Genomic DNA, 22,911 nt, shown 5'->3' on the forward strand with positions numbered 1-22,911 from the left:
TTGGGCGACCTGATGACAATGACTAGTCCGGCGCTGCCGGCCCACGCCGCAACCGGCACCGCGCCTTACGTGGCTCTCCAGGACATCACCAAGTACTTCGGATCCTTCCAGGCTCTTGATCACGTGAATCTGGAGGTGCGACGCGGCGAGCGCATCGTCATCTGCGGGCCGTCAGGTTCAGGCAAGTCCACGCTTATCCGTTGCATCAACGGTCTGGAACAGGCGAAGAGCGGATCGATCGTCATCGACGGCACCATTCTCAGCAGCGAGCGCCGGGCCTTGATCGCGTTGCGGCGCGACGTCGGCATGGTGTTCCAGCATTTCAACCTGTTCCCGCACCTTACCGTTCTTGAGAACTGCATGCTGGCGCCGGTCCAGGTGCGCGGGCAGGCGCGGGGTGAAGCCCGCGACATTGCCCTGTCTTTCCTGCGCAAGGTACGCATAGAGGATCAGGCCGAAAAGTATCCGACACAGCTGTCAGGCGGCCAGCAGCAACGGGTCGCGATCGCCCGGGCGCTATGCATGCAGCCTAAGATCATGTTATTTGACGAGCCTACCTCCGCCCTTGATCCAGAGATGGTCAAGGAGGTACTCGACACCATGGTTGCCCTCGCTGAGGAGGGGATGACCATGCTGGTCGTCACCCATGAGATGGGTTTTGCACGACAGGTAGCGGATCGGGTGATTTTCATGGATCGCGGCCGCATCGTCGAGGAGGCGCCGCCCGCGACGTTCTTCGAAGCGCCGCGCCATGTGCGCACCCGGGCATTCCTCGCCCAGCTCCTCCACTGAACGCCCGAGATTCCGGCGCGATTCAGACACGGCGCAGCAGACGATGCGCCGCCCCGGTCGCCCTCCCCCTTCCTTCCCAAGCGGGATACACCCCATGAAGATTACAGCCGTAGAGCCTTTCATCCTTCATCTGCCGCTGACCGCCAGCTCCATCTCCGACTCCACGCACAACATTACCCACTGGGGCGTCGTCGGCGCGAAAATTACGACGGACACGGGCCTTGAGGGCTTCGGCTTCACAGGCACGCATGCCCATCTCCCCTCCGACCGGCTGATCACCGCCTGTATCCGCGACTGCTATGCACCGTTGCTGGTTGGCGAGGACGCGACGGAACATGCCCGGCTCTGGACGAAGCTCGCGCGCTATCCCGCTCTGCAATGGGTGGGGCGCGCCGGCATCACGCATCTCGCGCTCGCGGCTGTCGACATCGCCTTGTGGGATCTCAGGGCAAAGCAGGCTCAGCTTCCGCTCTGGCGCTACCTGGGTGGAGCTCACCATGCCGGCGTGGAAGCCTACAATACCGAGATCGGCTGGCTGTCGTTTTCTCTTGAGCAGATCCTGGAAGGCACAAGGCGCGCCATTGAGGTGGACGGCTTCCAGCGCATCAAGATCAAGGTTGGCCACGACAATCCGATGACCGACATCGCGCGGCTCACAGCCGTACGACGCGCGGTCGGGCCGGAGATTCGCATCGCCATCGACGGCAACGGCAAATGGGACCTGCCGACATGCCTCAGATTCTGCGCCGCCGCCAAGGATCTCGACATCTTCTGGTTCGAGGAGCCGATGTGGTATGACGATGTGGGCTCGCATGCGTCGCTCGCCCGCGCGACGAGCATCCCGGTCGCGCTCGGCGAACAGCTCTACACGCTCGACGCTTTCCGCGCCTTCATCGGGGCCGGGGCGGTGCATTATGTGCAGCCTGATGTCACCCGGCTTGGCGGCATCACCGAGTATATTCAGGTCGCGGACCTCGCCCACGCGCATCGCTTGCCGATTGCCCCCCACGCGGGCGAGATGAGCCAGGTGCATGTGCATCTGTCGTTCTGGCACCCGGCGGCCAGCATTCTCGAGTATATCCCCTGGATCAAGGATCACTTCGAGGAGCCGATCGCGGTCAAGGATGGCTTTTACGTCAGGCCCGAGCGCCCCGGCGCCGGCACCACCCCCCTGGCCGAGAGCCTTGCGGGGTTCAGCCAGCCCGTCGCGTAGCGCGGCGCCTCCGCCGGCGGAAACGCGGGCGGCCCTGTCCGGCTGTCATTGGAGAACGAAGAAGTCCTCCACACGGCGCTTCGCCTTGATCAGCACGGGAAGAAAGACCCTCTCCATCTCAGCGACGGAGTAGCGGTCTTTCTGCGTGGAGACATTGATCGCCGCTGCGATGTCTCCCGAGCGATCATGGACGGGCACGGCGATCGATCGCAGGCCGAGCTCCAGCTCCTCGTCGACGATGGCATAGCCACGCCTTGCCACCATGCCGATCAGCGCGCCGAGTTCGCGCGGATCAGTTACCGTGTTCGGCGTCCGCTTTCCGAGTTGCGCCTGCGCGAGGAAAGTTTCGAGCCGGTCTGCGGCCAGGCCGGACAGCAGAACACGCCCCATCGATGTGCAATACGCGGGCAATCGCGCCCCAATGTGCAGATCCGTCATGACGATATAGGGACCGGGCACCCGCGCGACATAAACGACATCATCTCCCGAGAGGGCGGAGGCCGAACAGGATTCGCCGAGTTCTTCGGCGACCCACCGCAAGATAGGCTCCGCATAGGACCATAGTCCGGTCCCGCCCAGCCAGATCCGGGCAATGGAGAGCAGTTTGGGTGACAGGGAGAAAAGACGGCCGGACTGCGTGGCGTAACCTTCCTCCACCAAAGTGAGCAGAAAGCGGCGCGCGCCGGCGCGCGTCAGCCCGGCCTTCGCGGCCATCTCTGCCAGTGTCATCCCCGATGGATACGCGGCAAGGATCTCGAGCACGGCAAGACCTCGCCCAAGTGAACCCACGAGATCACGGGAAGGCTTCTCGGCGGTCATATCCATTCCTGCCCTCTCAACAGAACGTTGACTCTCCCTGAGTCGCGGCCCTAAAGTATCATATATAGAACATATGTTCGCAATGCGAACAAATTGCGGAGAGGATAGCCGATGGCGAAGTTTCTGCCACTGGCCCAAGCGGTGGCCGAGAACCTCAATGACGGCGATGTCGCTGCCTTTGAGGGTTTCACCCATCTCATTCCGACGGCGGCGGCGCATGAGGCGATCAGGCAGAACTTCAAGGATCTGACTCTCATCCGCATGACACCCGACCTGGTCTACGACCAGATGATCGGCATGGGCATGGCCAGGAAGGTGATCTTCTCCTATGCCGGCAACCCTGGGGTCGGGCTGCTGCGACGCATGCGGGACGCGATTGAGAACAGCTTTCCACATCCCCTCGCGATCGAGGAGCATAGCCATGCCGCGATGGCCAATGCCTACGAGGCGGGCGCCGCCGGACTGCCTTGCGCGGTCTTTCGCGGCTATCGCGGCGCCGGTCTCGCCGAGGTCAACCCCAACATCCGGCAGGTCACCTGCCCCTTCACGGGTGAGGTTCTCGCCGCGGTGCCGGCGCTGCGTCCAGACGTCACCTTCATCCATGCCCAAAAGGCGAACAAACGGGGCGACGTCCTGGTCGAGGGCATCATCGGCATCCAGAAGGAAGCCGTTCTTGCCGCCAAGAGAGCGGTCGTCACCGTCGAGGAAGTGGTCGATGACTTCGAAGGCCTGCACCCGAACCTGACGGTGCTGCCGGCATGGACCGTGACGGCGATCTCAGTGGTACCAGGCGGCTCACACCCGTCCTACACGCAGGGTTATTACGCGCGCGACAATGCCGCCTATCTTGAATGGGATGAGATCGCCGCCGACCGCGACCGGTTCAGGGACTGGATGCAAAAGAACGTCATTGAAGCCGGCACAGAAGATTTTGCAGCCCGGGTCGCGCATCTGAGGAAGGCAGCATGAGCACGTTCACGCCCAACGAGATGATGACGATAGCCGCCTCGCGCGCCTTGAGGAACGATGACGTCTGTTTCGTCGGCATCGGGGCGCCCTCGGCGGCCTGCAATGTCGCGCGCCTCACCCACGCCCCCGACATCACCCTGATCTATGAGAGCGGCACGATCGGTACCGCTCCGGATGTGCTGCCGTTGTCCATCGGCGATGGCGAACTGTGCGAAACGGCGACGACCACGGTCTCCGTGCCCGAGATGTTCCGCTACTGGCTGCAGGGTGGGCGCATCTCCATCGGCTTCCTGGGCGCCGCGCAGATCGATAAGTTTGGCAATATCAATACAACAGTGATCGGGGATTATCACCACCCCAAGACACGCCTGCCAGGGGGTGGCGGCGCGCCGGAAATCGCGACCTCCTCGCAGGAAGTCTATATCACCATGGCGCAGTCAAAGCGGGGCATGGTCGAGACAATCGACTTCTACACCTCATTTGGGCACGGCGAGGGCGGCGATCATCGGCAACGTCTCGGCATCGACACGAAGGGGCCGACTTTGCTGATCACGGATCTTGCCATCTGGAAGCCGGACCCGACCACGAAGGAATTCACTGTCGTGTCGCTGCACCCCGGCGTGACGCGGGAACAGGTGCAGGAGACATGTGGCTGGCCGGTGACATTCGCCGACGAACTCACCGTGACGCCACCTCCAACAGGGCTCGAGCTGACTACCCTGCGCGATCTGAAGGCGCGCACCGATGCAGCGCACAAGGGGCAGGCCAGCCAGGCCTGAGCGCTCGCGTTACCCTCAGAGCGGTTGCTGCTTGATATGGGCGAATAAAAGGACCGCGCGGCGCTACAGGGTCAGGAAAATGCCCGGTGGCCGCGACGTCGCCCCGATCCAACCTGAGCCTTTTCCGCGTGCCGCGCGGACAGCGTGCGGCGCTTCAACAGAGCAAAAACCTTTTGGCTGATGCGCGGCTTACTCGTCACCTTGACGAAAGACCCCTCGCATCTTCATCAAAACGTCACATCTAAAATATATATTTACCTATTTAAGTTGACCAACATAGCTTTCATGTTGGAAAGTAAGCTTCTTTGGTCATCAACTTCTATATTTAAAACTGTCTTGTCGCAGATCTCCTGCCATTTCTCCAGAAGAAGCCGCGACATTTCCTTTCCCTCATCGGTCAAGATAAGATTCTTGATCCTGCGGTCATTCGCATCCTGCTGCCGAAGTACGAGGCCGGATTTCTCCAGCTCGTCAATCAGCCGTACAGCGCTTGGGCCTTCGATCTCAAGATAGGCGGCCACCGAGGTTTGCGTGAGATCGCCTTCCTTGGACAAGGCGAGCAACGCGCGCGCACGCGCCAGCGTGACACCCTGGTGACGCAGTTCCTCCTTGAAGGAGCCGATGAGTTTCTGCCTGACCTTCAGGAGCTCTGAAAGAACTTCATTCCCAAGGACAGCCTCCCGTCTCAGTGAAGTCTCTTCTTTCCGAACGCTCGTCATACGATCCTCTGCCAGCCCCAGCGCATCACATCGATAGAATAGACTCCCGCCGCGAATCTCGCTCGCTGGAAATTTGCCCGTGGCGGCAATCTGGTGCGCTAACTGGTTAGAACGTGCGTCGATCTCCATTGTAAGTGCGCCAGCGCACACCCGGCGACCGGCGGCGCAGCAAACCCACAACGTTGTGAAGTAAAAAGAAGGCGGCGCAAGCGCCGCCTATCGAGTTGGGTCAATATTTGGAGGTCATTCCAAATATCACCTCCCAATTCGCTGGAATCACGCACGAAAGTCAAGCACATAACAGTAATCACACTATTGACTAGACAGATAATTGATTATGCTAACTAATTGTGTTTCATCGATCACACCTATGATTCTAATAGATTGCGTTGCCGCTAATCTGCCGCAATGCAATTGCTTATCTTCGCTTTCTGGTGAACCTAAGACGAACTGCACGACGCAAGCGCTCTGCAGCAAGTTTGGACACCGGAGATTTACGATGAAGCTGATCAAGAGCCTTTTGCTCGGCAGCGCTGCTGGCTTTGCCGCCGTTGCGGGAGCACAAGCCGCCGATCTTCCTATGACCAAGGCCGCACCGGTCGACTACGTCCGCGTGTGTTCCGTCCATGGCGCGGGATTCTTCTACATTCCCGGCAGCGACACCTGCATCAAGCTGGCCGGCCGCGTCCGCGCCGAATTCATGTACCAGCAGCCGCTCAACAACGGCCTTGGGCAGGGCCGGAATCGTGACGCCACGGGCTTCCGTGGTCGTGGCCAGCTCGACGTCGATGCCCGCACGTCTTCCGAATGGGGCACGGTCCGCGCGTATTTCCGCTTTCAGCTGACGCGTGATTCGGGCGCGTTCCGCGCGAGCTACGATGGTCCGCAGGGCAGCTCGACAAACTCGAACCTCGACAAGGCCTTCATCCAGTTCGCCGGCATCACGGCCGGTGTCGCCCAGTCGTTCTTCGACTTCTACGCCTCGGCGGCGAACTTCGCCTCCGCGCCGGGCACATCGATGGGCTCGGACGCCGGCAACACCCAGCTGCTCGCCTACACCGCGACCTTTGGGCAGGGCTTCTCGGCCACGATCGCCATCGAAGACCGCAACCAGCGCAACGTCACTGCGGGGGTCGGCGTCGGCCGTGGCTACTATGCGGTCGCAGGCGAACGCATGCCCGACGTCGTTGCCGCTCTCCGCGTCGACCAGGGCTGGGGTTCGGCTCAGCTGTCAGGTGCCGTCCGTCAGCTGAATGCCAGCACCATCTACGGGGACCAAAACTTCGGCAGTCGTGTCGACACCGAGTGGGGCTACGCAATCCAGGCCGGTGTGAAGATCAATCTGCCTGCACTTGCAGCAGGTGACGCCCTCTGGCTGCAGGCGGCTTACGCCGAAGGCGGATTGAACTACCTCGGCATCAGCGGGCCGTCGCTGGGCACGTACAATTCCTCTTACATCCCAACGGCTGACGCCGTGCTCATCAACGGTCAATTGGAAAAGACCAAGGGCTGGAACGTTCTCGGCAACTTCATCCACTACTGGACGCCCAGCCTGCGCTCCACCCTGTTCGGCAGCTTCTGGCAACTCGATTACGGCAGCAAGGTCACCAACAACACCGTCTTCCGTGACTACAAGATCTATCAGGGGGGTTCGGCCCTGATCTGGTCGCCGGTCAAGGCGATGGATATCGGCGTCGAGGTTCTCTACGCGAGGTTCGACCCGAGCCGCCGCTGGAATGACAGTGTCTACCAGAAGAGTTCCGAGGATCAGTGGCAGGGCCGCATCCGCTTCCAGCGCGACTTCTAAGCCCTCCGTAGCCGCCGGCTGGATTGTCAGCCGCACGAGGCCGGTACCACACAGGTACCGGCCTTTTCGCTGTTACAAGCGCGATCCCCGGTCGATGCGCGTGCTCGCCGCGACGCCGCCAGAATGAAGGCCGGGACGGCTCGCAAACCCCGCTGAACTGCAGTATACACACCGGTCATATCAGAAGGTTCAAGAATAGATCTGTTGCGGGGGCAAAGCGATGGCACTGCGTTCCGATGGGCAAGGCGTACCTCAACCCCCGGCCACGGTTCTGATCGTCGGCAGTGGCCCGGCGGGGCTATTCGCAGCCTCGGAGCTTCTGCGCCATGGCGTCAGGCCTCGTATCGTCGAGAAGAGGCTCGCGCCGCACCATGAAACACGCGGCACGGTCATCCAGCCCGCCGTCTTGGAAATCCTGGATCGCGGCGGCCTGATCGGTCCCTTTCTCGATGCCGGCACGCGCATCGAACACATCCAGATCCTCGGGCCTGGTCTGCGCGAACTGGCGCGGGCGGACCTCGCCGGCATAGGCAGCAAATATGCGTTCCAGTGCAGCCTGCCCCAGTGGCGCACCGAGGCCATCCTGCGGGAGCATCTGGCGCGTGAGGGCATCACGGTCGAATACGGAATTGACGTCGAGTCGATCGACGAGCAGCCCACGGGCGTCCAGGTGACGCTTGAGATCGACGGACGCACGGAAACTTTGGATGCCGCGTATGTGCTGGGAGCCGGCGGCGGCCACAGCGTGACGCGACACGCGATGGGCCAGCAACTCGTCGGCGAGACCTACGACGGTCGCTACATCGTCGCCGATGTGGCGCTCAGGCTGTCCACGCCGCCCGGTCACGGCCGTGTCATTGTCGGACCTGACGGCTTTGTTCTGGTGTCACCGCTTCCAGACCACCGTTGGCTGATCTTCGTCAATCGGGACGACGACGATCTGCGCGACGCGCTGCCCGCCGAGGCGGAGCTCAGCGCGCTGGTCAACGCGCGCATCGGCGCCGACGCCGGGCTGCACGATCTGCGTTGGGCCTCTTATTTCAGGATGCACAAGCGCGCCGTCCCCAGCCTCGGAGACGGGCGACGCTTCCTGCTCGGCGACGCGGCGCATATGTCGAGCCCGCTGGGCGGCGAAGGCATCAATGCGGCCTTCATGGACGCGGCCGACATCGCCTGGAAGCTCGCCCTGGTGATCCAGGGAGCCGCCAGGCCGGCTATCCTCGACAGCTATGCCATCGAGAGAGGAATGGCCGACCAGCACGTCCTCGACGTCTCCGATGAAATTCACAGCTTCATCATGGGCCTCGTTGCCCAATGCGGCACCGATCCCGCGCCGTCTCTGCAACCGGCAAGCCCGGCTGAGGTTCTCCTCACCCTGCGCAGGCGATCGATGCTCGATGTGTGCTATGCCGGAAGCATGTTGATCGCGCCACAGCCGGCCAACGACGCAACCGGCACGCGCCTTCCGACCTGGCATCGCCTGAGCGGGACGCGCCACCATCTCATCGTTTTCGGCGACGCGCCGGGCCGCGAGGCTTTCGACGCACGCTGGCAACACACCGTCTCGATCGTCGATGGGCGCAGCATCGGCCTGGAACCGACGGAAACTGGCGCTTCCAACGATGGCGCCATCCTCGTCCGGCCCGATGGTTTCATAGGCTTTCGGGCACCCATGCTGGATGATAGCGCGATCAGCGCACTCGATGCGCATCTGGCCTCGTACCTTTTGCCACAGCATTCAGACGCCGCCGAGGGAGTGCCTGCCGCGGTCGCATAGATTGCACGCTTCACGCCAGCGCGGCGGTCAGGGATGAGATGCGATGATCACGCTATATTCCTATCCGGAACTGTTCGGCGTCGCCGACAACAACGGCTACGGCCTCAAGGTCTTTGCCTTCCTGAGGCTCGCGGGCGTTCCCTTTGTCCACGAGCATGTCTTCGATGCCTCGGCGGCACCGCGCGGGCAGCTGCCCTATATCGTCGATGACGGGGAGCCGATCGGCGACAGCGACGCGATCATCGCCCATGTCGCCGCAAAATATGGGCGCAGCCTAGACGCGGCCCTCACCCCGTCCGCGCGCGACACCGGACATCTGGTGACGCGCATGCTCGATGACCTCTACTGGGTCATGTCCTATTCCCGCTGGAAGGACGAGGCGTTCTGGCCCCAGTTCCGCGATGCCCTGCGGCAACACCACCCGAACCTCACGGACGAGGCCCTCAACAAGGCAAAGGACTTCAACGCCCAGCGCTACCACTTCCAGGGCATCGGCCGCTACGCTCCGCCCGCGGCCTATGCGCGGGGCCTCGCGGACCTTCGCGTGCTGGCCAATCTCATTCCAGCCGGAGGCTATCTGTTCGGCCCGACGCCGACGAGCTTCGATGCCGGCGTCTATGGCTTCATCGCCAACATCTATTTCTACCCGATCGAGACGCCGCTGAAGCAATTCGTCGCGCGCCAGGCCAATCTCGTCGACCATTGCCTGGCCATCCACGGGGCCATCGGCTGCCAGACTGCCTGATTGCGCTTTATGTGAAAGGCGGAAGGCAGGCCTGCCCGCCCACCGCCCTTTCATCAATCGGTCAGGCCGCAGCCGTCTGGGGGCCGATTATGGCGGCCACCTCCGTGACCTTGTCGGCCGGAAATCCGCCTTCGCGGGCATGGCGATAGATATCGTCCGCGCTTTCGGCCTCGTGGACACAGTAGATCTTGTCCCCCGCGACATAACTGGTGTGCCACTTGTATGGCACTCCCAGTCCCGCAACCACATCGCAGGACTTTGCCGCGATCCCCTTCAACTCATCGGCTGTCAGTCGATTCGCCCCGGGAATGTCGCGTTCGATCACGAACATCTTCATCTCATGCTCCTGTTGGTGTCGTGCTCACCCAGGCTTTATGATGGCAAGCCGTTTGACAGCGCGCAGAACGCTGCCAAGAATTGTGAGAAACATATCCAACGCTTCGTCAAACGGCCCGACGCGACATTGATCGTCCGCTCGGGGGCGTGCCGGAAACGGGACTCATGGCTGGAGTTTCAATCGGTGGCACGGCGGATAAAACTTCTGGGCAAGCCGGCAATCCTCGACGAGGAAGGCCGTAGTCAGGTCGTGCGCGGCCATCAGGCGTGGGGGCTTCTCGCGCGCCTGGCCCTCTCGCAACGACCGCTCGACAGGCATACGCTTGCCGCCGAGCTTTTTTCCGAAAGTGTTGATCCCCTCGGATCATTGCGGTGGTGCCTCGCCGCGCTGCGAAAGGCACTCAATGCTTCGGACTGCCTCGTCGGTGACCCGATCGAGCTGCGATTGCCTCCCGGAACTGAGGTCGATCTCTGGCTGCTGGAGCGGGACGCGCTTTCGATCGAGGACATGGAGCCGCTACTCGGCGCGACCGATCCACAATCCGGCCCCGAATTCTCGACGTGGTTGCTGGCGGAGCGTGCGCGCCTCGCCGCCATCATCGACCGCAGCATCAGGCGCGAGACGATGCGAGCGCTCGCGATCCACGACCATGACCGGGCAATCCGGATCGCTGAAATCGCCGTCCGCCGCGACGCCTTTGACGAGAGCGCCAACATCTTCCTCGTCAAGGCCCTCATCTTGGCAGGCCGGTCGGAAGCGGCACTGAAGCATGTCGAAGCGGCCGAGCACCTGTTCGCGGAGGAACTCGGGGTTGCTCCGTCGCCGGCCCTGCGCAGCGCGGCCCGGTTGTCGGTTGCCGCGCCTCCCGGCGGCATCTCGTCTGAGGCGCATGTAAGGTCCCTGATCCGCTCAGGGACGGCCGCCCTCGAGGCCGGGGCGCCGGACGCAGGCATCGAAACACTCCGCCAGGCCGCCGCCCTCGCCGAGAAGGTGACGGACCACCACTTGCGCGCCGAAGCCATGCTGGAGCTGGGAAGGGGCCTTGTCCATTCAGTCCGGGGCTTCGATGACGAAGGCGCCATCATGCTCCAGCAATGCACCGAAATCGCCAGCACGCGCGGCTACAACGGGATCGCTTCGGCCGGGTTCATGGAACTCGGATATGTCGAAGCGCTGGCCGGCCGCCGTCCGGGCGCGGACGGGTATCTGCGAACGGCGATGGGCTTCGCCGAAAGCGCCCGCGATCTGATCGGCATCCATGCAGTCATCGCCTTCAACTTGGTCGATTGGGGGAAGGTCGAACGCGGACTGGAACACTATTCGATCTCGCTAGAGCACGCGCGCAGTGCCGCCAATCGCCGGGGCGAAATCTGGTCACTGGGGCTGGGCGCGTGGGGCCAGCTTGCCGCCGGACATCTGGATGACGCCGAAGCGTGGCTACGCGCGTGTCTCGACCTCGTTGATGACGTCCATTGGGTCGCGTTCCGTCCCTGGCCTATCGCGCTCCTGGGCGAGACGGGGCTTCGTCGACAGCAGGCACCTGCCACCCTCCGTGGGCCTCTTGAAGAAGCCTATGCCCTCAGTTGCCACCTCAGGGACCCCTGCTGGGAAGCCGCCGCGGCACGTTCACTTGCCTTGACCTATGCCGCCGAAGGCGAACTGGTGGCGGCGGCGCGGTGGCTGGATGAAGCCTATGCGCGCTGCATCCGCGAGACCGACGCCTATGTGGGACTTCAAGTCGAAATTCTCGCCAACAGGGTGGAGACGAACGAGAAGCTTGGCCGCAACGACGTGGCAACTGCGCTGTCCCGCGAATGGGTCAGTCTCGCCGCCCGCGCGCATATGGACGCTCACGTGGGCAGAGCCGCGGCGTTTCTTTCTGGACGGTATTCCGACTAGGCAGCGACACAGAAGCGGATGTCGACGGCAATTGTCCCTCGTCTTGGCGTGTTTGGAGCAGGCAGAGCGTCCGAGAAGCTTCGCGTCGAGCCTCAGGACAGACGGTGTCAGGCAACGCGCTTCAGCATGTGCGCGAATTCTGTCTTCTCGACGTTGTTCACGCCGTTGGCGTGAAAATGCGCGATGTGCGAGCCGTGCTCGTGATGCTTCGCCCGTGCCTCGACAGAGGCCCACTCCTCCACGAACACGAAGCGTCCAGGCTCGTCCTGATCCTCAAAAAGGTCATAGCGGATGTTGCCGTCCTCGTTGCGGGACGGCTCGACAACCGCCGAAAGGTCGCGGCGCAGTTCATTCTCTTTGCCTGCCTTAGCCTTGAGCCCGACGACGATAAATAGCTCGCTCATTTTTCATGCTCCTTGCTGGGATGAAGGCGGCGGCCGCGAACGCGAACGCCACCTTCGTCACATGTATCAGTTGTTCGCGCGCCCCTTGGCCGCCTCCTCAGCGGCTTTCTCGGGATTGAAGCCGTCGAAACTGTTGAAGACATCCATGAAGCCGGGGATGGTCGCCTCGCGCGCCCAGTCGCGCTGGAGCTCGCAATACATCTGCACGCGGCTGATGAGCTTGGCACCGGCCTGCTCGATGCGGCGCAGGGCCGCCTCGTGCGCGCCGAGCGAGGTTCCGCCGACCGCATCGACCGGCACATAGACCTCGTAGCCTTCCTGGATCGCATCGAGCGCGGGGAATGTCAGGCACGCTTCGGTCCAGAGAGCGGTCATGATGAGCTTCCGGCGGCCAATCGCCTTGACTGCCTGCTTGAATTCGGTGTCCTCCCAGCTGTTGATCGAAGTGCGGTCGTAGGTCGGCAGGTGGCCGAGCACGTCCCGCAGTTCCTGAATCGGCGGCTTGTTGCGGCCGGTCGCAACATTGACCGTCGAGTGGATGATCGGAAGGTTGTAGTTCACGGCTGCCTTGGCCGTGCTCACGATGTTGAAGACCAGCTCGTCCCGGGGCATCGAGCGGATCGACGATACCTGGATGGGCTGATAGTCGATGATGATGAAGGCCGAATTCTCGGGCGTGAGCAGTTGATCGGTTTTGGCGTTGCGGATGTCTTCGCTGGCCATTGGCAAGTCTCCTTTCCTCGATCGTGTATTGGCGCTGGAGGTGGGCCGAAGCCCTCGATCAGGTGCCGCGTCGCTGCTTGATCGGCTCGAAATTGGTAGGTTCCGCATAGTCGAGCAGCAGGAATGGGCTGATATGCGCGCCCGGCGTGTGGTCCAACGAGCGAACCGGAAAGCCGCCGCCTACCCAACGCTGCCGGTCGTTGCCGTATTGGCCCAGAGCCCTTTTGGCCATGTTCGACCTCTGATCCCTATGCATCGCGTGGCGGGTTGCCTGATGAAAAATGAGTATCAGCGCAACGATAAGGCAAAAAGATTGCTATTGACGACGCAGCGTCCTATTGAGGGGACGATGCGGGATCTCAACGATCTTTATTATTTCGCGGCCGTCGTCGATCACGGCGGCTTCTCACAGGCGGGGCGAGCGCTCGGCATTCAGAAATCAAGGCTGAGCCGCCGCGTGCTTCTCCTCGAGGAGCGTTTGGGCGTGCGCCTCCTCAACCGTTCCTCGCGGCGCTTCTCGGTGACCGAGATTGGCCGTGAGTTCCACGAACGCTGCATCGCGATGCTCGTCGAGGCGGAAGCGGCCGAACAGATCGCCGCCGAGGTACAGGCGGAGCCACGGGGCATAGTGCGGATGAGCTGCCCCACCGCGCTTCTCTCCTTCCAGTTCGGCGAGCTAGTTGCTCGCTTCATGATGCGGAATCCCGGCATCCAAGTGCACCTGGAGAGCACCAATCGCCGCGTCGACGTGATCGCTGAAGGATTCGATCTGGCGATCCGCGTGCGATTTCCGCCGCTGGAGCCGACCGATCTTGTGATGAGGAGGCTCGACGAAAGCACCCAGTGCCTTGTTGCAGCCCCTGCGCTGATCATTGGCGCACCGCAATCGCCCGGCGATCTGCACAACCTGCCCAGCCTTGATCTGGGGCCGCCGCATCGGGATCACGCCTGGCAACTGCACCACGCCGATGGCCAGGTGGCAACCGTTCCGCATTCGCCTCGCCTGGTCACGGATGACATGTCGGTCCTTCGCGATGCGGCGATCGCGGGGGCGGGAGCCGTGCAATTGCCAACCATCTTCATCTGGGATGACATCAGGGCCGGAAGCCTCATACACGTCCTTCCCGATTGGCGGCCTAGGGCGGGTATCGTCCATGCCGTCTTCCCTTCGCGCCGTGGGCTCCTTCCTTCGGTTCGGGCACTTGTCGATTTCCTCGCCCGCGAGTGCGCTATCCAGCGAGCACAGGCCGACAAGATCGTGCCCCCAATCGATGATCCGAGGCCGGATTAGCTCGCCCGCCAGCGCCACATTCGCCGTGAACCCTGTCAATGCGGAGCCGCCGGAACAGCGGCACGGCAACGACGACCGCTCCCATCAGGACATTCGCAAGAGCGATGGTGTGCGCCAGGCTGACTCCGGCCATCAGGTCGCCTTTCTCGTGGCGTGGGTGGCCGCCCGGACGCTCGGGGCAACATCGGTGCCCAGAAGCTCGATCGAGCGCTTCATCGCCGCCGTATCGAGCGAGGCGGTACTCATCTGGAAGGTGATGCGCGAGACACCGCCGAGCGCCTCGCTGGCATGGAGCATCTTGGCCGCGACAGTCGCCGGATCGCCGATCAGGAACGCGCCTTCCGGGCTCGCCATGGCGTCGAACTGTTCCCGCGACGGTGGCGGCCAGCCGCGTTCGCGGCCGATCCTGCCGGTCAGGTGCGCCCAGCCGGGGAAGAACGCCTCTCTGGCGGCTGCGTCGGTTTCGCCGACGAAGCCCATCGCATGGACACCCACCTTGAGCTTGTCGGGGCTATGCCCGGCGCTCTTGCCAGCCTCGCGATAGAGATCGACGAGCGGGCGGAAGCGCTCGAAGGTCCCCCCGATGATCGCCACCATCAGCGGCAGCCCGAGCGTGCCGGCACGGGCAAAGGATTGCGGCGTGCCGCCGACGCCGATCCAGAGCGGCAGCCGTGGCTGATGGGGACGCGGATAGACGCCCTGCCCCTCCAGCGCCGCACGGAAGCGACCCTTCCAGATCGGGTAGGTCGTCTCGTTGAGCTTCAGGAGCAGAGCGAGCTTCTCGGCGAAGAGTTCGTCATAGTCGCGCGGGTCCGCGCCGAACAACGGATAGGCCTCACCGAACGAGCCGCGGCCGACGACGATCTCGGCCCGGCCCCCGGCGATCAGGTCCAGCGTCGCGAACTCCTGGAAGATCCGGACCGGGTCGGCGGCGCTCAGCACCGTCACAGCGCTCGTCAGTCGGATCTGGCTGGTGCGGGCCGCGGCGGCGGCGAGGATGATCGCTGGCGCGGAATCGAGAAACTCGGCGCGATGGTGCTCGCCAATGCCGAAGACATCAAGCCCGGCCCGGTCGGCGACCTCGACCTCCTCGAGGAGATCGGCCATGCGATCGGTCGGCGAGGGAGGTCTGCCCGTCGCCGGATCGGGCAGGATTGCTGCAAAACTGTCGATACCGATTTCCATAGGTGATCCTTATGCTCATTCAGCGGCGCGGGGATATGGGTTCGAGAGCACCGCATGTCAGAACCGATAGTTTGCCATGACGCCGATTAGCTTGATGACCTGAGCCGGGCCGGTCTCCCTAATGAACGTTCCCGGATCGAAGACGCCGACCGAGGCCGCCAGGTTGAGCTCCGGCGTGGCCTGCCAGGCCACGGCGATTTCGGCCTGTGTACCGATGAAGCGCGCGTCGCTATTCCTGCCGCTGCGCACGAGGGCGCCCGAGATCGCGTAGATCCCGTCGTCGGTGCTCTGCCGCCAATAGGCCGAACCCGACAGCGACAGCTCAACATCCCTGCGCGGATGGATCGTGATGGAAGGCCGAAGCTGGATCAGGTTGCGCGGCCCGATCGGCGACTGGGACACAAAGTACTTGCCCCTTGGAAAGAGGGGATTGAGCGTTCCCAGTTCGGGATCGTCCGGATCGTCGTCGCCCGAAATCACATCCGTGGCGAGCTTGAGGTCGGGCTGCAGCGGAGCCTGGGCAAAACGATAGCCGATCTCCCCACCGATTCCCCATGCCACCTTCCGGTGGCCTGCGAACCTGCCACGCTGAATGGCACCCTCGAGGTTCCAGTATGCGCTGCCGGTATCGCCGAATATGCGGGTTCCGATGGTATGGACCAGTTCCTTGCCGACGCCCTGATCGTAGACCGCATTCCGGTCGCGCAGCCCCAAATAATAGATGTCGAAGCCGTTCGCTCTACCATCTCCCAGCCATTGCGTCGCATAGACGCCCCAGAGAGATTTCTGGGTCGACGTCCGATCGTCGAAATTGTCCAGCCGGTTGTCGACCGGACGAAAGGCAAGAGCCGTGACCTGCCGGGTGCTGTCCGTCAGAACCATGTCCAAGCCGTCGAAGGCCTGAGGGATATTAGGACCGTAGCGCGTGTCGACGAAGCGTCCCGCGCCCAGCGCGATCAGCTTGCGGCCTGCAGACATCCGCAGCGAAGTCGCCTCCGTGACCTGCGTCTCCACCTCGATGAAGGCCTGCAGAATATCCGCGCCGGTCGTATCGACGGGCCGCTTGGCGCGGCGGACGCCCGATATTCCGGAGATGATGGGCTGAGCGAACAGGCGCAGCTTTCCGACATGGAAATCGGCATAGGGCATGAAGCGATGCCAGACATAGCCGTCGTGTGGCGCTTCACCCCAACGGACATTGGCATAGTCTTCGTAGCGCGATCGGAATTCGAGGCCTGTCGTGAGATAGATCGATCCATCCGTGCTCAAAGGGATGTATTTGAGCGGCTCCGTCCACCGCCCTGTCCGCCGGGCGGGGTCTGCCAGATAAGACCAGCTTTCGGGGTAACGCTCGATCGTCAAGGTCGGCGCGCGGCCGATATCGGTCCCGACCTGTGCCTGTGCGTCAGCTTGTGCAGCACCAACGATAATAGCGACGACGAAGCCCCGGATCGACGTCGCCGGCGGTCGCCAGCCGCTCCCGCCTGAGCGACGCGATTGATGCCGGGCGTGGCCGCTTCCGGCCGAGCCTTGAGATGGGATGACGGATCCCGACAAGCATTCAGTCCGGCGGAATGCATCGCGCAGGATTCTCGTCATCCCGCTTCGATCAGCCGGCCGCTTTGGGCACCGGCGTGTTGAGCAGCTGCTGCTCCCAAAGATAGGCGATGCCGCTGCCGCTGAAGTGCTGGATGAGAATCTCGGTCAGCTCCTCGGCATGCTCGGTGCGCGCCCAATCGCGTTGCCATTCGCCAGCGAGCGCCATCACGGTCATCACATTCGCGCCAGCCGCGATCATTCGCTGGATGGCAACTTCGTGAGATTCCTTCGAGATGCCGCCCGACGCGTCAGTGATCACGGTCACGTCCCAGCCTTCGCCGGCGGCCTGGATGACAGGCATTGCGACGCAGACCTCGGTCCACAGGCCGGCGATGATCAGCTGCTTGCGGCCCGTCGCCTTCACGACGCTCACCACATTCTCGTCCTGCCAGGTGTTCACCCAGGTGCGATCGATGACGTCCTGGTCCGGAAATACGTCGGTGATCTGCTTAAAGAGAAGTCCACCGCGCGCCGCGATCACGCTGGTGAGAATGGTCGGAACATTGAAGGCTTTTGCTAGCTTTGCAAGAGCCGTTGTATTGTTGACGACTATTTGAGGGTCGTGGCTGTTTAGATTGGCAAGCTGATAGGGCTGATGGTCGATCAGAACGAGAACCGAATCCTCAGGACGAAGGAGCGACTTAAGGCCATTGCGAAAGGTCATGATTATCCTCTTCTCGCGTCAGTTTCAGGCGGGATAAACTGCTGAAACGATGCCTTTTATTGCCGCTTTTGCGAGAAATACGGTAGCTCCATGATCCGTAAAACTGTGTCGCAGAATGAGGAACGCTGCATAGGATATCGAAAATCTGAAGACGTGAACGTCGCGGATGCCGGTGGGGGCGCGTCAGATCTTCAACGCACGGAGCAAGCTTTCCAGATTTCGCTCGCCATCCCTGGTCTGAGCTCCAGCCTTGAGCCCGCCACGGATGAGCTTTTCGGCCGCGGGGCGCTGAAAGAGGCCCGCCCATGCGTCATGCTCGCGACGATACCCGTCTCGAAGCTCTGCGGGGGGCACGGCCTTCTTGGCTGCTGCAATAACGCCTTGGGGTAAGGCAGCAATGTTGCGCGCCAGCCTATCAACAAAGCCGTCGAGCTCCGCCGCCGGCAGAGCGCGATTGATCCAGCCATACCGCTCCGCCGTCGTAGCGTCGATCAGCTCACCTCCAAGGATTACTTCAAGTGCGCGACCGCGTGTCATCCGACCGGACAGATATTGAGTGGCGCCTCCTCCGGGCGTGATGCCCATCAATGCCTCGCACTGAGCGAGGCCGGCGCGTCCTTCAGCGGCAAACGCCATATCGGCCGCCGCGACGAATTCCGCGCCGCCGCCGCGGGCGAGGCCTGCGAGCTTGACGATCGTCACTTGCGGCTGCTGGCGGAGAAGCTCCCCGAACGCTTGGAACGGATTGAGGCCTTCGGGCGCTTCGCGCGCGAGATCGTCGAAGGCGTGGGGCTGATCGATCAACGTCATGTCGACGTGGGCGATGAAGAACTCCGGATCCGCGCTCTGGAACACGATGACGCGGGCGCTCGGGTCGTCGCGCAGGGACAGGAGAATGCTGCGGATCTCGCTCATCAACGGAACGTCGAGGACATTGACCGGCGGATTGTCGATCGTGATCGTCGCAACCCCGTCGGCCCGAGAAATACCAAGCGTGCGGAAATCTGTGTCAGCCATGGCGGATCTCTCTATTTCTCAAGGATTCCAGATCCTGTGTTTGCACATTCAAGGGCGGCTGTGCTGCTGGAGGCGGTTCAGCCACGAGAACGGAATGGGGCTTCAGGACGAGCTCGATCGCTTTTGCGCCCGCCAACAAGGGGTCAGGGAAAGCCCGGCGCACAAGGCGTAAAGTCGCGCGAGCCCGCCGATCGAGGAGGCCAATGGCGCGTCATCCATGAAACGCGGGACGCCGAGCCCGCGCCGTCGCCTGGAGGACTTACTCCCGGGCCTCCTGCCAGTGGGGATAAGTGACATAGGCGGTGAGCGCCCCCTGCTCGTGCGAGCGGATCGTGACCTTCTCGCCCTTGGGCATATGGACGATCTCGCCTGGCCCTGCGGTGACGCTGCCTGAGTTTCCCGCCACCGACAGCCGCCCCTCGAGAACGACCATCACATCATCGACGGCCATCGTCTCCTCGAGTGTCTGGTTCGGCCCATAGCGCCCATAGCCGATGGTGATTGGGGAGCCATGGCGCTGATCGACCAGATTGCCCACAAACACGTCCCCGTCCTGTCCGGGGGAACGCTCCAGCGCTGCGTCGGAGATGGCGAACTTGCGAACCTTCATGGGACCTGTTCCTTCTAACCGGTGTGGTCGAGTGGCTGGCCTGAACTCTCGTGTGCCAACGCGAAATCTCAGGATGATCTTGTTCATGTCGCCCCGCCCGCCCAAGCCGCCCCTGTCGCCCAAGCCGCCGGCGATCATGTTATCTCCCCCGGTCAGTCCGGAAGGGGGATGTGCTCATCCCGGTCATCGGCCGGGAGATCGAAGCGGCCCTTGCCCCAGTTCTGCGCGCGCCATTCGGCTTTGGCTTCTTCGATGCGTTCCTGCGAAGACGCGACGAAATTCCACCAGATGTAGCGGGGTCCCGAAAGGCTCGCGCCGCCGAGGACCATCAAGCGCGCGCCTCTGTCACCAGCCGCGACGGTGATTCTGTCGCCCGGACGGAAGACCATCATCCGACCGGCCTCGAAATCCTGGCCGGCGATCGAGATCGAGCCTTCGACGATGTAGATACCCCGGTCCTCGTGATCCTGCGGCATCGGCAGCCGGCTTCCCGCGTCAAGCTTCACGTCGGCGTAGAAGGTTTCCGAGTACATTGTCGCAGGGGCCTTCTCGCCATAGGCGTTGCCGAGGATGAGCCGGACCGAGACGCCGCTATCCTCGATCACCGGCAGCGCTTCCTTGCCATGATGCTCGAACATCGGTGCCATATCCTCGTGACGCTCGGGCAGCGCCAGCCAAGTCTGGATTCCGAACAGGCTGTTCGGGCCACTGCGGGCCGTCGAGGAGGTGCGCTCGGAATGGGACACACCACGACCGGCAACCATCCAGTTCAATTCGCCGGGACGGATGATTTGGTCGGCCCCGGTGCTGTCCCGATGATGAAAGTCGCCACGAAACAGGTAGGTGACGGTGCCCAGACCGATATGCGGGTGCGGCCGGACATCGACCCCCTGCCCCGTCAGAAACTCGGCGGGGCCCGCCTGATCGAAAAAGATGAAGGGCCCCACCATCTGCCGCTTTGGCGCCGGCAGGGCGCGCCGGACCTCGAAGCCGCCGAGGTCGCGTGTTCGCGGAACGATGAGGGTCTCGATCGCGTCAATGCCGACCGCATCGGGACAGCCGGGTTCGACCGCCGGGTTCCAACTCATGCACGCCATCCTCTCATCAGACTTCCGGTCCTGGGCTTCCAGAACGTCTAAAGTGGCGCGCGACCCTCGATCAAACTAGCCCCGTGATGCGCTAAGCCGTGTCGCAGCAAGTGGAACGCGCCGGCGACGTCCGCGAACACGGCGGCTTGCATGGGTACGATCGTCGAACACGATTGCTTGACCAGGCGTCGAGCCGCGCGTGTCCTAGCCGTCATGGCCCCAGACGTCCGGATTACGTGCGAAGTACTCGATCAGCATCTCCGTGAGCACCCGCACTTTCCGCGTGGGATGCTGACTCGGCGGGCGGACGACATACGCGGCTCCCGGAGGCACCGGATAGCGTGTCATGATCGGGATCAGCGCGCCGGAGGCCACATATTCATGCGTGATGCAGTTCGGGAGCCAGGCGATGCCGAGACCTGCCGCCGCCGCCGCGGCAAGCGCCGTGGCGCTGTCGGCCTTGAACCTGCCCTGCGGCTGAACCGTGACGATCTTGTCGCCATCCATGAACTGCCAGGTTTCCGTTCCCTGCATGAGGGACTGATGGGTGACGAGTTCGTCCGGGGCTTCGGGTGACCCGTGCGCTTCGACATAACCCGGGCTTGCGACAAGCTTTCCATGGATCGGCCCGACGCGCCTCGCGATCAGGTTGGAATCCTGAAGGTAGGCGCCCCGGATCGCGCAATCGAAACCCTCTACGATGAGATCGACGAAGCGATCACTGTAGGAGGTGTGGACGTGGAGCTGCGGATGCTGACGCGCCATTTCCGCTATAACGGGGGCGAAATGCGTCGGGCCGAAAGTAAGCGGCATTGCGACCCTCAGGACGCCACGCAGTTCGCCGGTGGGGACGATCGTTTCCCTGGCCGTATCGATCTCGGCGCCGGCTCGGGCCGCATGGTCTCTGAACGTGATGCCCGCCTCGGTGAGCGCGGCGCCGCGGGTCGTGCGCGCAAGAAGCTGGACGCCGAGCTCCGCTTCGATCCGTAAAAGCCGCCGACTGACGATCGATTTGGAGACGCCGAGCCGGCGCGCGGCGGCCGACACGCCCCCCGCGTCAGCCACCGCTACGAATGTTCGGAGATCCTCGATGTCCAATTCGGGCGTTCCTCGTTTCGCGACGCAGCGTACCAGACTATGGCACTAGCCCGTCACCAAAAGGAACGTCAGAATGCTTTTGGCAGCGTCACAGCCTGGCGCGTGTCTCGAAGCGGCTCGCTGACGACCTATCCCTTTTCTCGCTCGGGATGCTGACGGTGGACGCCGACGTGCTGAACGCCGACCTTCTGGCGTTCGTCACGCATTGAAGCGGCTGCGGGCAGGTCTCTCAGCCTCAGGACCTGTCGCCGCGTTCCGGCGCCTCTTCCGGAATGGACGCCGTATTTGCTGGCCCCTGCCATAGTCAACGGCCCCCTTGCCGACGCGCCTAACCGTTCTCCAAAGCGCGTCATGGCGCGATGAGATAACCATGAAAGCAGCCATCTACGATCATCCCGGCCCGCCGGATGTCCTTCGCCACGCGGATGTGCCCGATCCGGTTTGCCCAAGCGACGGTGTCCTGATCCGCGTCGAGGCTGCCGCTGTCGAGGGCGGCGACCTGATCAATCGCGCGTCCACGCCTCCGCCTCATCCAGCCTTCGTCGTCGGCTATGCGGCCGCCGGCGCAATCATCGCGGTCGGAGAGAACGTGAAGGATCGTCAGGTGGGCCAGAAGGTGACGAGCTTCGATCTCGCCGGTTCGCACGCGGAGTTGCGCGCCGTTGCCGCCAACCGGACCTGGCCTGTGCCGCAAGGGCTCGACATGGCCGCTGCCGCGGCTCTGCCGATCGCGTTCGGGACCGCCCATCATTGCCTCTTCGCGCGAGGCGGTTTGAAGCGTGGGGAGACCGTCCTCATCCAGGCCGGCGCCGGTGGCGTCGGACTCGCCGCCATCCAGCTCGCGCATCAAGCAGGCGCGACTGTGCTCGCGACGGTCTCCGGGGTCGAGAGGGCAGAGCGCCTTATCGAGCTTGGCCTGGATCATGCGATCGATCATCACTCGTCCGACGTCGTCGATACGGTCATGCGCCTGACGGAAGGGCGTGGCGCAGATCTCGTCGTGGACCCGGTAGGAACCACCTTGCAAGGTTCCCTGGCGGTGCTCCGTCCCGAGGGGCGGCTGGTCTTCGTCGGCAACGCCGGCGGTTCGCAGCTCAATATCAATCTGTGGCCCGCGCTCCAGGCGAACCAATCGCTTTTTGGTGTCTTCATGGGAACGCAATTGGAGAAGCCGGATGTATACCTCACGGTCTCCCGCATGCTGGAGCTGGCGGCAACCGGGAGCCTCAAGGTGATCGTGGACAGGACGTTTCCCCTCGCGGCGGCTGCTGAGGCCCATGCCTATGCCGAAAACAATTCCATCCTCGGGCGCGTCGTCATCGTCTCGTAGAGGCAATGAGCGCCCCGGTCAGGTGATGGCGCCCATCGAACCAAAC

At 62.9% G+C, this 22,911-nt stretch carries 23 protein-coding genes; 10 read left to right on the forward strand and 13 right to left on the reverse strand.

What is annotated here, in order from left to right; genetic code table 11:
* Positions 1-18: 18 nt before the first annotated feature.
* Positions 19-792, forward strand: coding sequence for an amino acid ABC transporter ATP-binding protein (locus KIO74_RS11510; protein ID WP_213334979.1), 774 nt, complete (start codon positions 19-21; stop codon positions 790-792).
* 94 nt (positions 793-886) lie between these two features.
* Positions 887-2,005, forward strand: coding sequence for a mandelate racemase/muconate lactonizing enzyme family protein (locus KIO74_RS11515; protein WP_213332113.1), 1,119 nt, complete (start codon positions 887-889; stop codon positions 2,003-2,005).
* Between the two features lie 45 nt (positions 2,006-2,050).
* On the opposite strand, the gene KIO74_RS11520 is transcribed toward KIO74_RS11515, so the two are convergent.
* On the reverse strand, positions 2,051-2,824 hold the full coding sequence (locus tag KIO74_RS11520; protein WP_213334982.1) for an IclR family transcriptional regulator domain-containing protein: 774 nt from the start codon (positions 2,822-2,824) through the stop codon (positions 2,051-2,053).
* Positions 2,825-2,935: 111 nt separating this feature from the next.
* On the opposite strand from KIO74_RS11520, the gene KIO74_RS11525 reads away from it, so the two are divergent.
* Both KIO74_RS11525 and KIO74_RS11530 read left to right on the forward strand, forming a co-directional pair.
* A complete protein-coding gene (locus tag KIO74_RS11525) occupies positions 2,936-3,793 on the forward strand; it encodes a CoA transferase subunit A (protein ID WP_213332114.1) in 858 nt (285 codons plus the stop codon).
* Positions 3,790-4,572, forward strand: a complete 783-nt coding sequence (locus KIO74_RS11530; protein WP_213332115.1) for a CoA-transferase subunit beta — start codon at positions 3,790-3,792, stop codon at positions 4,570-4,572. The genes KIO74_RS11525 and KIO74_RS11530 overlap by 4 nt, the downstream gene beginning before the upstream one ends.
* Positions 4,573-4,826: 254 nt before the next feature.
* Here KIO74_RS11530 and KIO74_RS11535 read toward each other — a convergent pair whose 3' ends face one another.
* Entirely contained in the window at positions 4,827-5,420 is a 594-nt protein-coding gene (locus KIO74_RS11535; RefSeq protein ID WP_213332116.1) for a MarR family winged helix-turn-helix transcriptional regulator, read from the reverse strand.
* A 370-nt stretch (positions 5,421-5,790) separates the two neighbouring features.
* Between KIO74_RS11535 and KIO74_RS11540 the strand changes: the two genes are divergently transcribed.
* From KIO74_RS11540 to KIO74_RS11550, 3 genes are all read left to right on the forward strand, one after another.
* Positions 5,791-7,098 (forward strand): porin, encoded by a 1,308-nt coding sequence (locus KIO74_RS11540; RefSeq protein ID WP_213332117.1) that lies wholly within the window; start codon positions 5,791-5,793, stop codon positions 7,096-7,098.
* Between the two features lie 220 nt (positions 7,099-7,318).
* Positions 7,319-8,875, forward strand: coding sequence for an FAD-dependent monooxygenase (locus tag KIO74_RS11545; RefSeq protein WP_213332118.1), 1,557 nt, complete (start codon positions 7,319-7,321; stop codon positions 8,873-8,875).
* A gap of 43 nt (positions 8,876-8,918) precedes the next feature.
* On the forward strand, positions 8,919-9,620 hold the full coding sequence (locus KIO74_RS11550) for a glutathione S-transferase family protein (protein WP_213332119.1): 702 nt from the start codon (positions 8,919-8,921) through the stop codon (positions 9,618-9,620).
* Positions 9,621-9,681: 61 nt separating this feature from the next.
* Here KIO74_RS11550 and KIO74_RS11555 read toward each other — a convergent pair whose 3' ends face one another.
* Entirely contained in the window at positions 9,682-9,957 is a 276-nt protein-coding gene (locus KIO74_RS11555; RefSeq protein ID WP_213332120.1) for a DUF4242 domain-containing protein, read from the reverse strand.
* Positions 9,958-10,140: 183 nt separating this feature from the next.
* Between KIO74_RS11555 and KIO74_RS11560 the strand changes: the two genes are divergently transcribed.
* A complete protein-coding gene (locus tag KIO74_RS11560) occupies positions 10,141-11,856 on the forward strand; it encodes an ATP-binding protein (protein ID WP_213332121.1) in 1,716 nt (571 codons plus the stop codon).
* A gap of 107 nt (positions 11,857-11,963) precedes the next feature.
* Here the strand turns inward: KIO74_RS11560 and KIO74_RS11565 are convergent, their stop codons facing one another.
* From KIO74_RS11565 to KIO74_RS11575, 3 genes are all read right to left on the reverse strand, one after another.
* Positions 11,964-12,260 (reverse strand): putative quinol monooxygenase, encoded by a 297-nt coding sequence (locus tag KIO74_RS11565; RefSeq protein WP_213332122.1) that lies wholly within the window; start codon positions 12,258-12,260, stop codon positions 11,964-11,966.
* A 66-nt stretch (positions 12,261-12,326) separates the two neighbouring features.
* Positions 12,327-12,983 carry a hydrolase gene (locus KIO74_RS11570; protein WP_213332123.1) on the reverse strand — a complete coding sequence of 219 codons (657 nt, stop codon included), beginning with the start codon at positions 12,981-12,983 and terminating at the stop codon, positions 12,327-12,329.
* Positions 12,984-13,041: 58 nt separating this feature from the next.
* Entirely contained in the window at positions 13,042-13,215 is a 174-nt protein-coding gene (locus tag KIO74_RS11575; protein ID WP_502762049.1) for a hypothetical protein, read from the reverse strand.
* 117 nt (positions 13,216-13,332) lie between these two features.
* Here KIO74_RS11575 and KIO74_RS11580 point away from each other — a divergent pair, with 117 nt between their 5' ends.
* Complete coding sequence (locus KIO74_RS11580; protein WP_213332124.1) at positions 13,333-14,274, forward strand: LysR substrate-binding domain-containing protein; 942 nt, start codon at positions 13,333-13,335, stop codon at positions 14,272-14,274.
* 132 nt (positions 14,275-14,406) lie between these two features.
* On the opposite strand, the gene KIO74_RS11585 is transcribed toward KIO74_RS11580, so the two are convergent.
* The 7 genes from KIO74_RS11585 to KIO74_RS11615 all read right to left on the reverse strand — a co-directional run bounded on the left by KIO74_RS11585 (position 14,407) and on the right by KIO74_RS11615 (position 21,535).
* Complete coding sequence (locus KIO74_RS11585; protein ID WP_213332125.1) at positions 14,407-15,459, reverse strand: Atu2307/SP_0267 family LLM class monooxygenase; 1,053 nt, start codon at positions 15,457-15,459, stop codon at positions 14,407-14,409.
* Between the two features lie 57 nt (positions 15,460-15,516).
* A complete protein-coding gene (locus tag KIO74_RS11590; protein ID WP_213332126.1) occupies positions 15,517-17,016 on the reverse strand; it encodes an alginate export family protein in 1,500 nt (499 codons plus the stop codon).
* 52 nt (positions 17,017-17,068) lie between these two features.
* The gene (locus tag KIO74_RS11595) at positions 17,069-17,722 is read right to left on the reverse strand and encodes a hydrolase (RefSeq protein ID WP_213332127.1); all 654 of its coding nucleotides are present in this window, start codon (positions 17,720-17,722) and stop codon (positions 17,069-17,071) included.
* A 183-nt stretch (positions 17,723-17,905) separates the two neighbouring features.
* Positions 17,906-18,739, reverse strand: coding sequence for an enoyl-CoA hydratase/isomerase family protein (locus tag KIO74_RS11600; RefSeq protein ID WP_213332128.1), 834 nt, complete (start codon positions 18,737-18,739; stop codon positions 17,906-17,908).
* A gap of 259 nt (positions 18,740-18,998) precedes the next feature.
* Positions 18,999-19,349 carry a EutQ-related cupin domain-containing protein gene (locus tag KIO74_RS11605; protein WP_213332129.1) on the reverse strand — a complete coding sequence of 117 codons (351 nt, stop codon included), beginning with the start codon at positions 19,347-19,349 and terminating at the stop codon, positions 18,999-19,001.
* Positions 19,350-19,501: 152 nt separating this feature from the next.
* On the reverse strand, positions 19,502-20,437 hold the full coding sequence (locus KIO74_RS11610; protein ID WP_213332130.1) for a pirin family protein: 936 nt from the start codon (positions 20,435-20,437) through the stop codon (positions 19,502-19,504).
* Between the two features lie 204 nt (positions 20,438-20,641).
* Positions 20,642-21,535: a LysR family transcriptional regulator gene (locus tag KIO74_RS11615; RefSeq protein ID WP_213332131.1), complete on the reverse strand. Its 894-nt coding sequence runs from the start codon at positions 21,533-21,535 to the stop codon at positions 20,642-20,644.
* A 370-nt stretch (positions 21,536-21,905) separates the two neighbouring features.
* Here KIO74_RS11615 and KIO74_RS11620 point away from each other — a divergent pair, with 370 nt between their 5' ends.
* Complete coding sequence (locus KIO74_RS11620) at positions 21,906-22,865, forward strand: quinone oxidoreductase family protein (RefSeq protein WP_213332132.1); 960 nt, start codon at positions 21,906-21,908, stop codon at positions 22,863-22,865.
* Positions 22,866-22,911 lie beyond the last annotated feature (46 nt).

The sequence above is a fragment of the Chelatococcus sp. HY11 genome, assembly GCF_018398335.1.
Lineage (GTDB): Bacteria > Pseudomonadota > Alphaproteobacteria > Rhizobiales > Beijerinckiaceae > Chelatococcus.

Coding starts and splice junctions, on each gene's coding strand:
- KIO74_RS11510 (WP_213334979.1), top strand. CDS start 19: ATGACTAGTCCGGCGCTGCCGGCCCACGCCGCAACCGGCACCGCGCCT.
- KIO74_RS11515 (WP_213332113.1), top strand. CDS start 887: ATGAAGATTACAGCCGTAGAGCCTTTCATCCTTCATCTGCCGCTGACC.
- KIO74_RS11520 (WP_213334982.1), bottom strand. CDS start 2,824: ATGACCGCCGAGAAGCCTTCCCGTGATCTCGTGGGTTCACTTGGGCGA.
- KIO74_RS11525 (WP_213332114.1), top strand. CDS start 2,936: ATGGCGAAGTTTCTGCCACTGGCCCAAGCGGTGGCCGAGAACCTCAAT.
- KIO74_RS11530 (WP_213332115.1), top strand. CDS start 3,790: ATGAGCACGTTCACGCCCAACGAGATGATGACGATAGCCGCCTCGCGC.
- KIO74_RS11535 (WP_213332116.1), bottom strand. CDS start 5,420: ATGGAGATCGACGCACGTTCTAACCAGTTAGCGCACCAGATTGCCGCC.
- KIO74_RS11540 (WP_213332117.1), top strand. CDS start 5,791: ATGAAGCTGATCAAGAGCCTTTTGCTCGGCAGCGCTGCTGGCTTTGCC.
- KIO74_RS11545 (WP_213332118.1), top strand. CDS start 7,319: ATGGCACTGCGTTCCGATGGGCAAGGCGTACCTCAACCCCCGGCCACG.
- KIO74_RS11550 (WP_213332119.1), top strand. CDS start 8,919: ATGATCACGCTATATTCCTATCCGGAACTGTTCGGCGTCGCCGACAAC.
- KIO74_RS11555 (WP_213332120.1), bottom strand. CDS start 9,957: ATGAAGATGTTCGTGATCGAACGCGACATTCCCGGGGCGAATCGACTG.
- KIO74_RS11565 (WP_213332122.1), bottom strand. CDS start 12,260: ATGAGCGAGCTATTTATCGTCGTCGGGCTCAAGGCTAAGGCAGGCAAA.
- KIO74_RS11570 (WP_213332123.1), bottom strand. CDS start 12,983: ATGGCCAGCGAAGACATCCGCAACGCCAAAACCGATCAACTGCTCACG.
- KIO74_RS11575 (WP_502762049.1), bottom strand. CDS start 13,215: ATGGCCAAAAGGGCTCTGGGCCAATACGGCAACGACCGGCAGCGTTGG.
- KIO74_RS11580 (WP_213332124.1), top strand. CDS start 13,333: ATGCGGGATCTCAACGATCTTTATTATTTCGCGGCCGTCGTCGATCAC.
- KIO74_RS11585 (WP_213332125.1), bottom strand. CDS start 15,459: ATGGAAATCGGTATCGACAGTTTTGCAGCAATCCTGCCCGATCCGGCG.
- KIO74_RS11595 (WP_213332127.1), bottom strand. CDS start 17,722: ATGACCTTTCGCAATGGCCTTAAGTCGCTCCTTCGTCCTGAGGATTCG.
- KIO74_RS11600 (WP_213332128.1), bottom strand. CDS start 18,739: ATGGCTGACACAGATTTCCGCACGCTTGGTATTTCTCGGGCCGACGGG.
- KIO74_RS11605 (WP_213332129.1), bottom strand. CDS start 19,349: ATGAAGGTTCGCAAGTTCGCCATCTCCGACGCAGCGCTGGAGCGTTCC.
- KIO74_RS11610 (WP_213332130.1), bottom strand. CDS start 20,437: ATGAGTTGGAACCCGGCGGTCGAACCCGGCTGTCCCGATGCGGTCGGC.
- KIO74_RS11620 (WP_213332132.1), top strand. CDS start 21,906: ATGAAAGCAGCCATCTACGATCATCCCGGCCCGCCGGATGTCCTTCGC.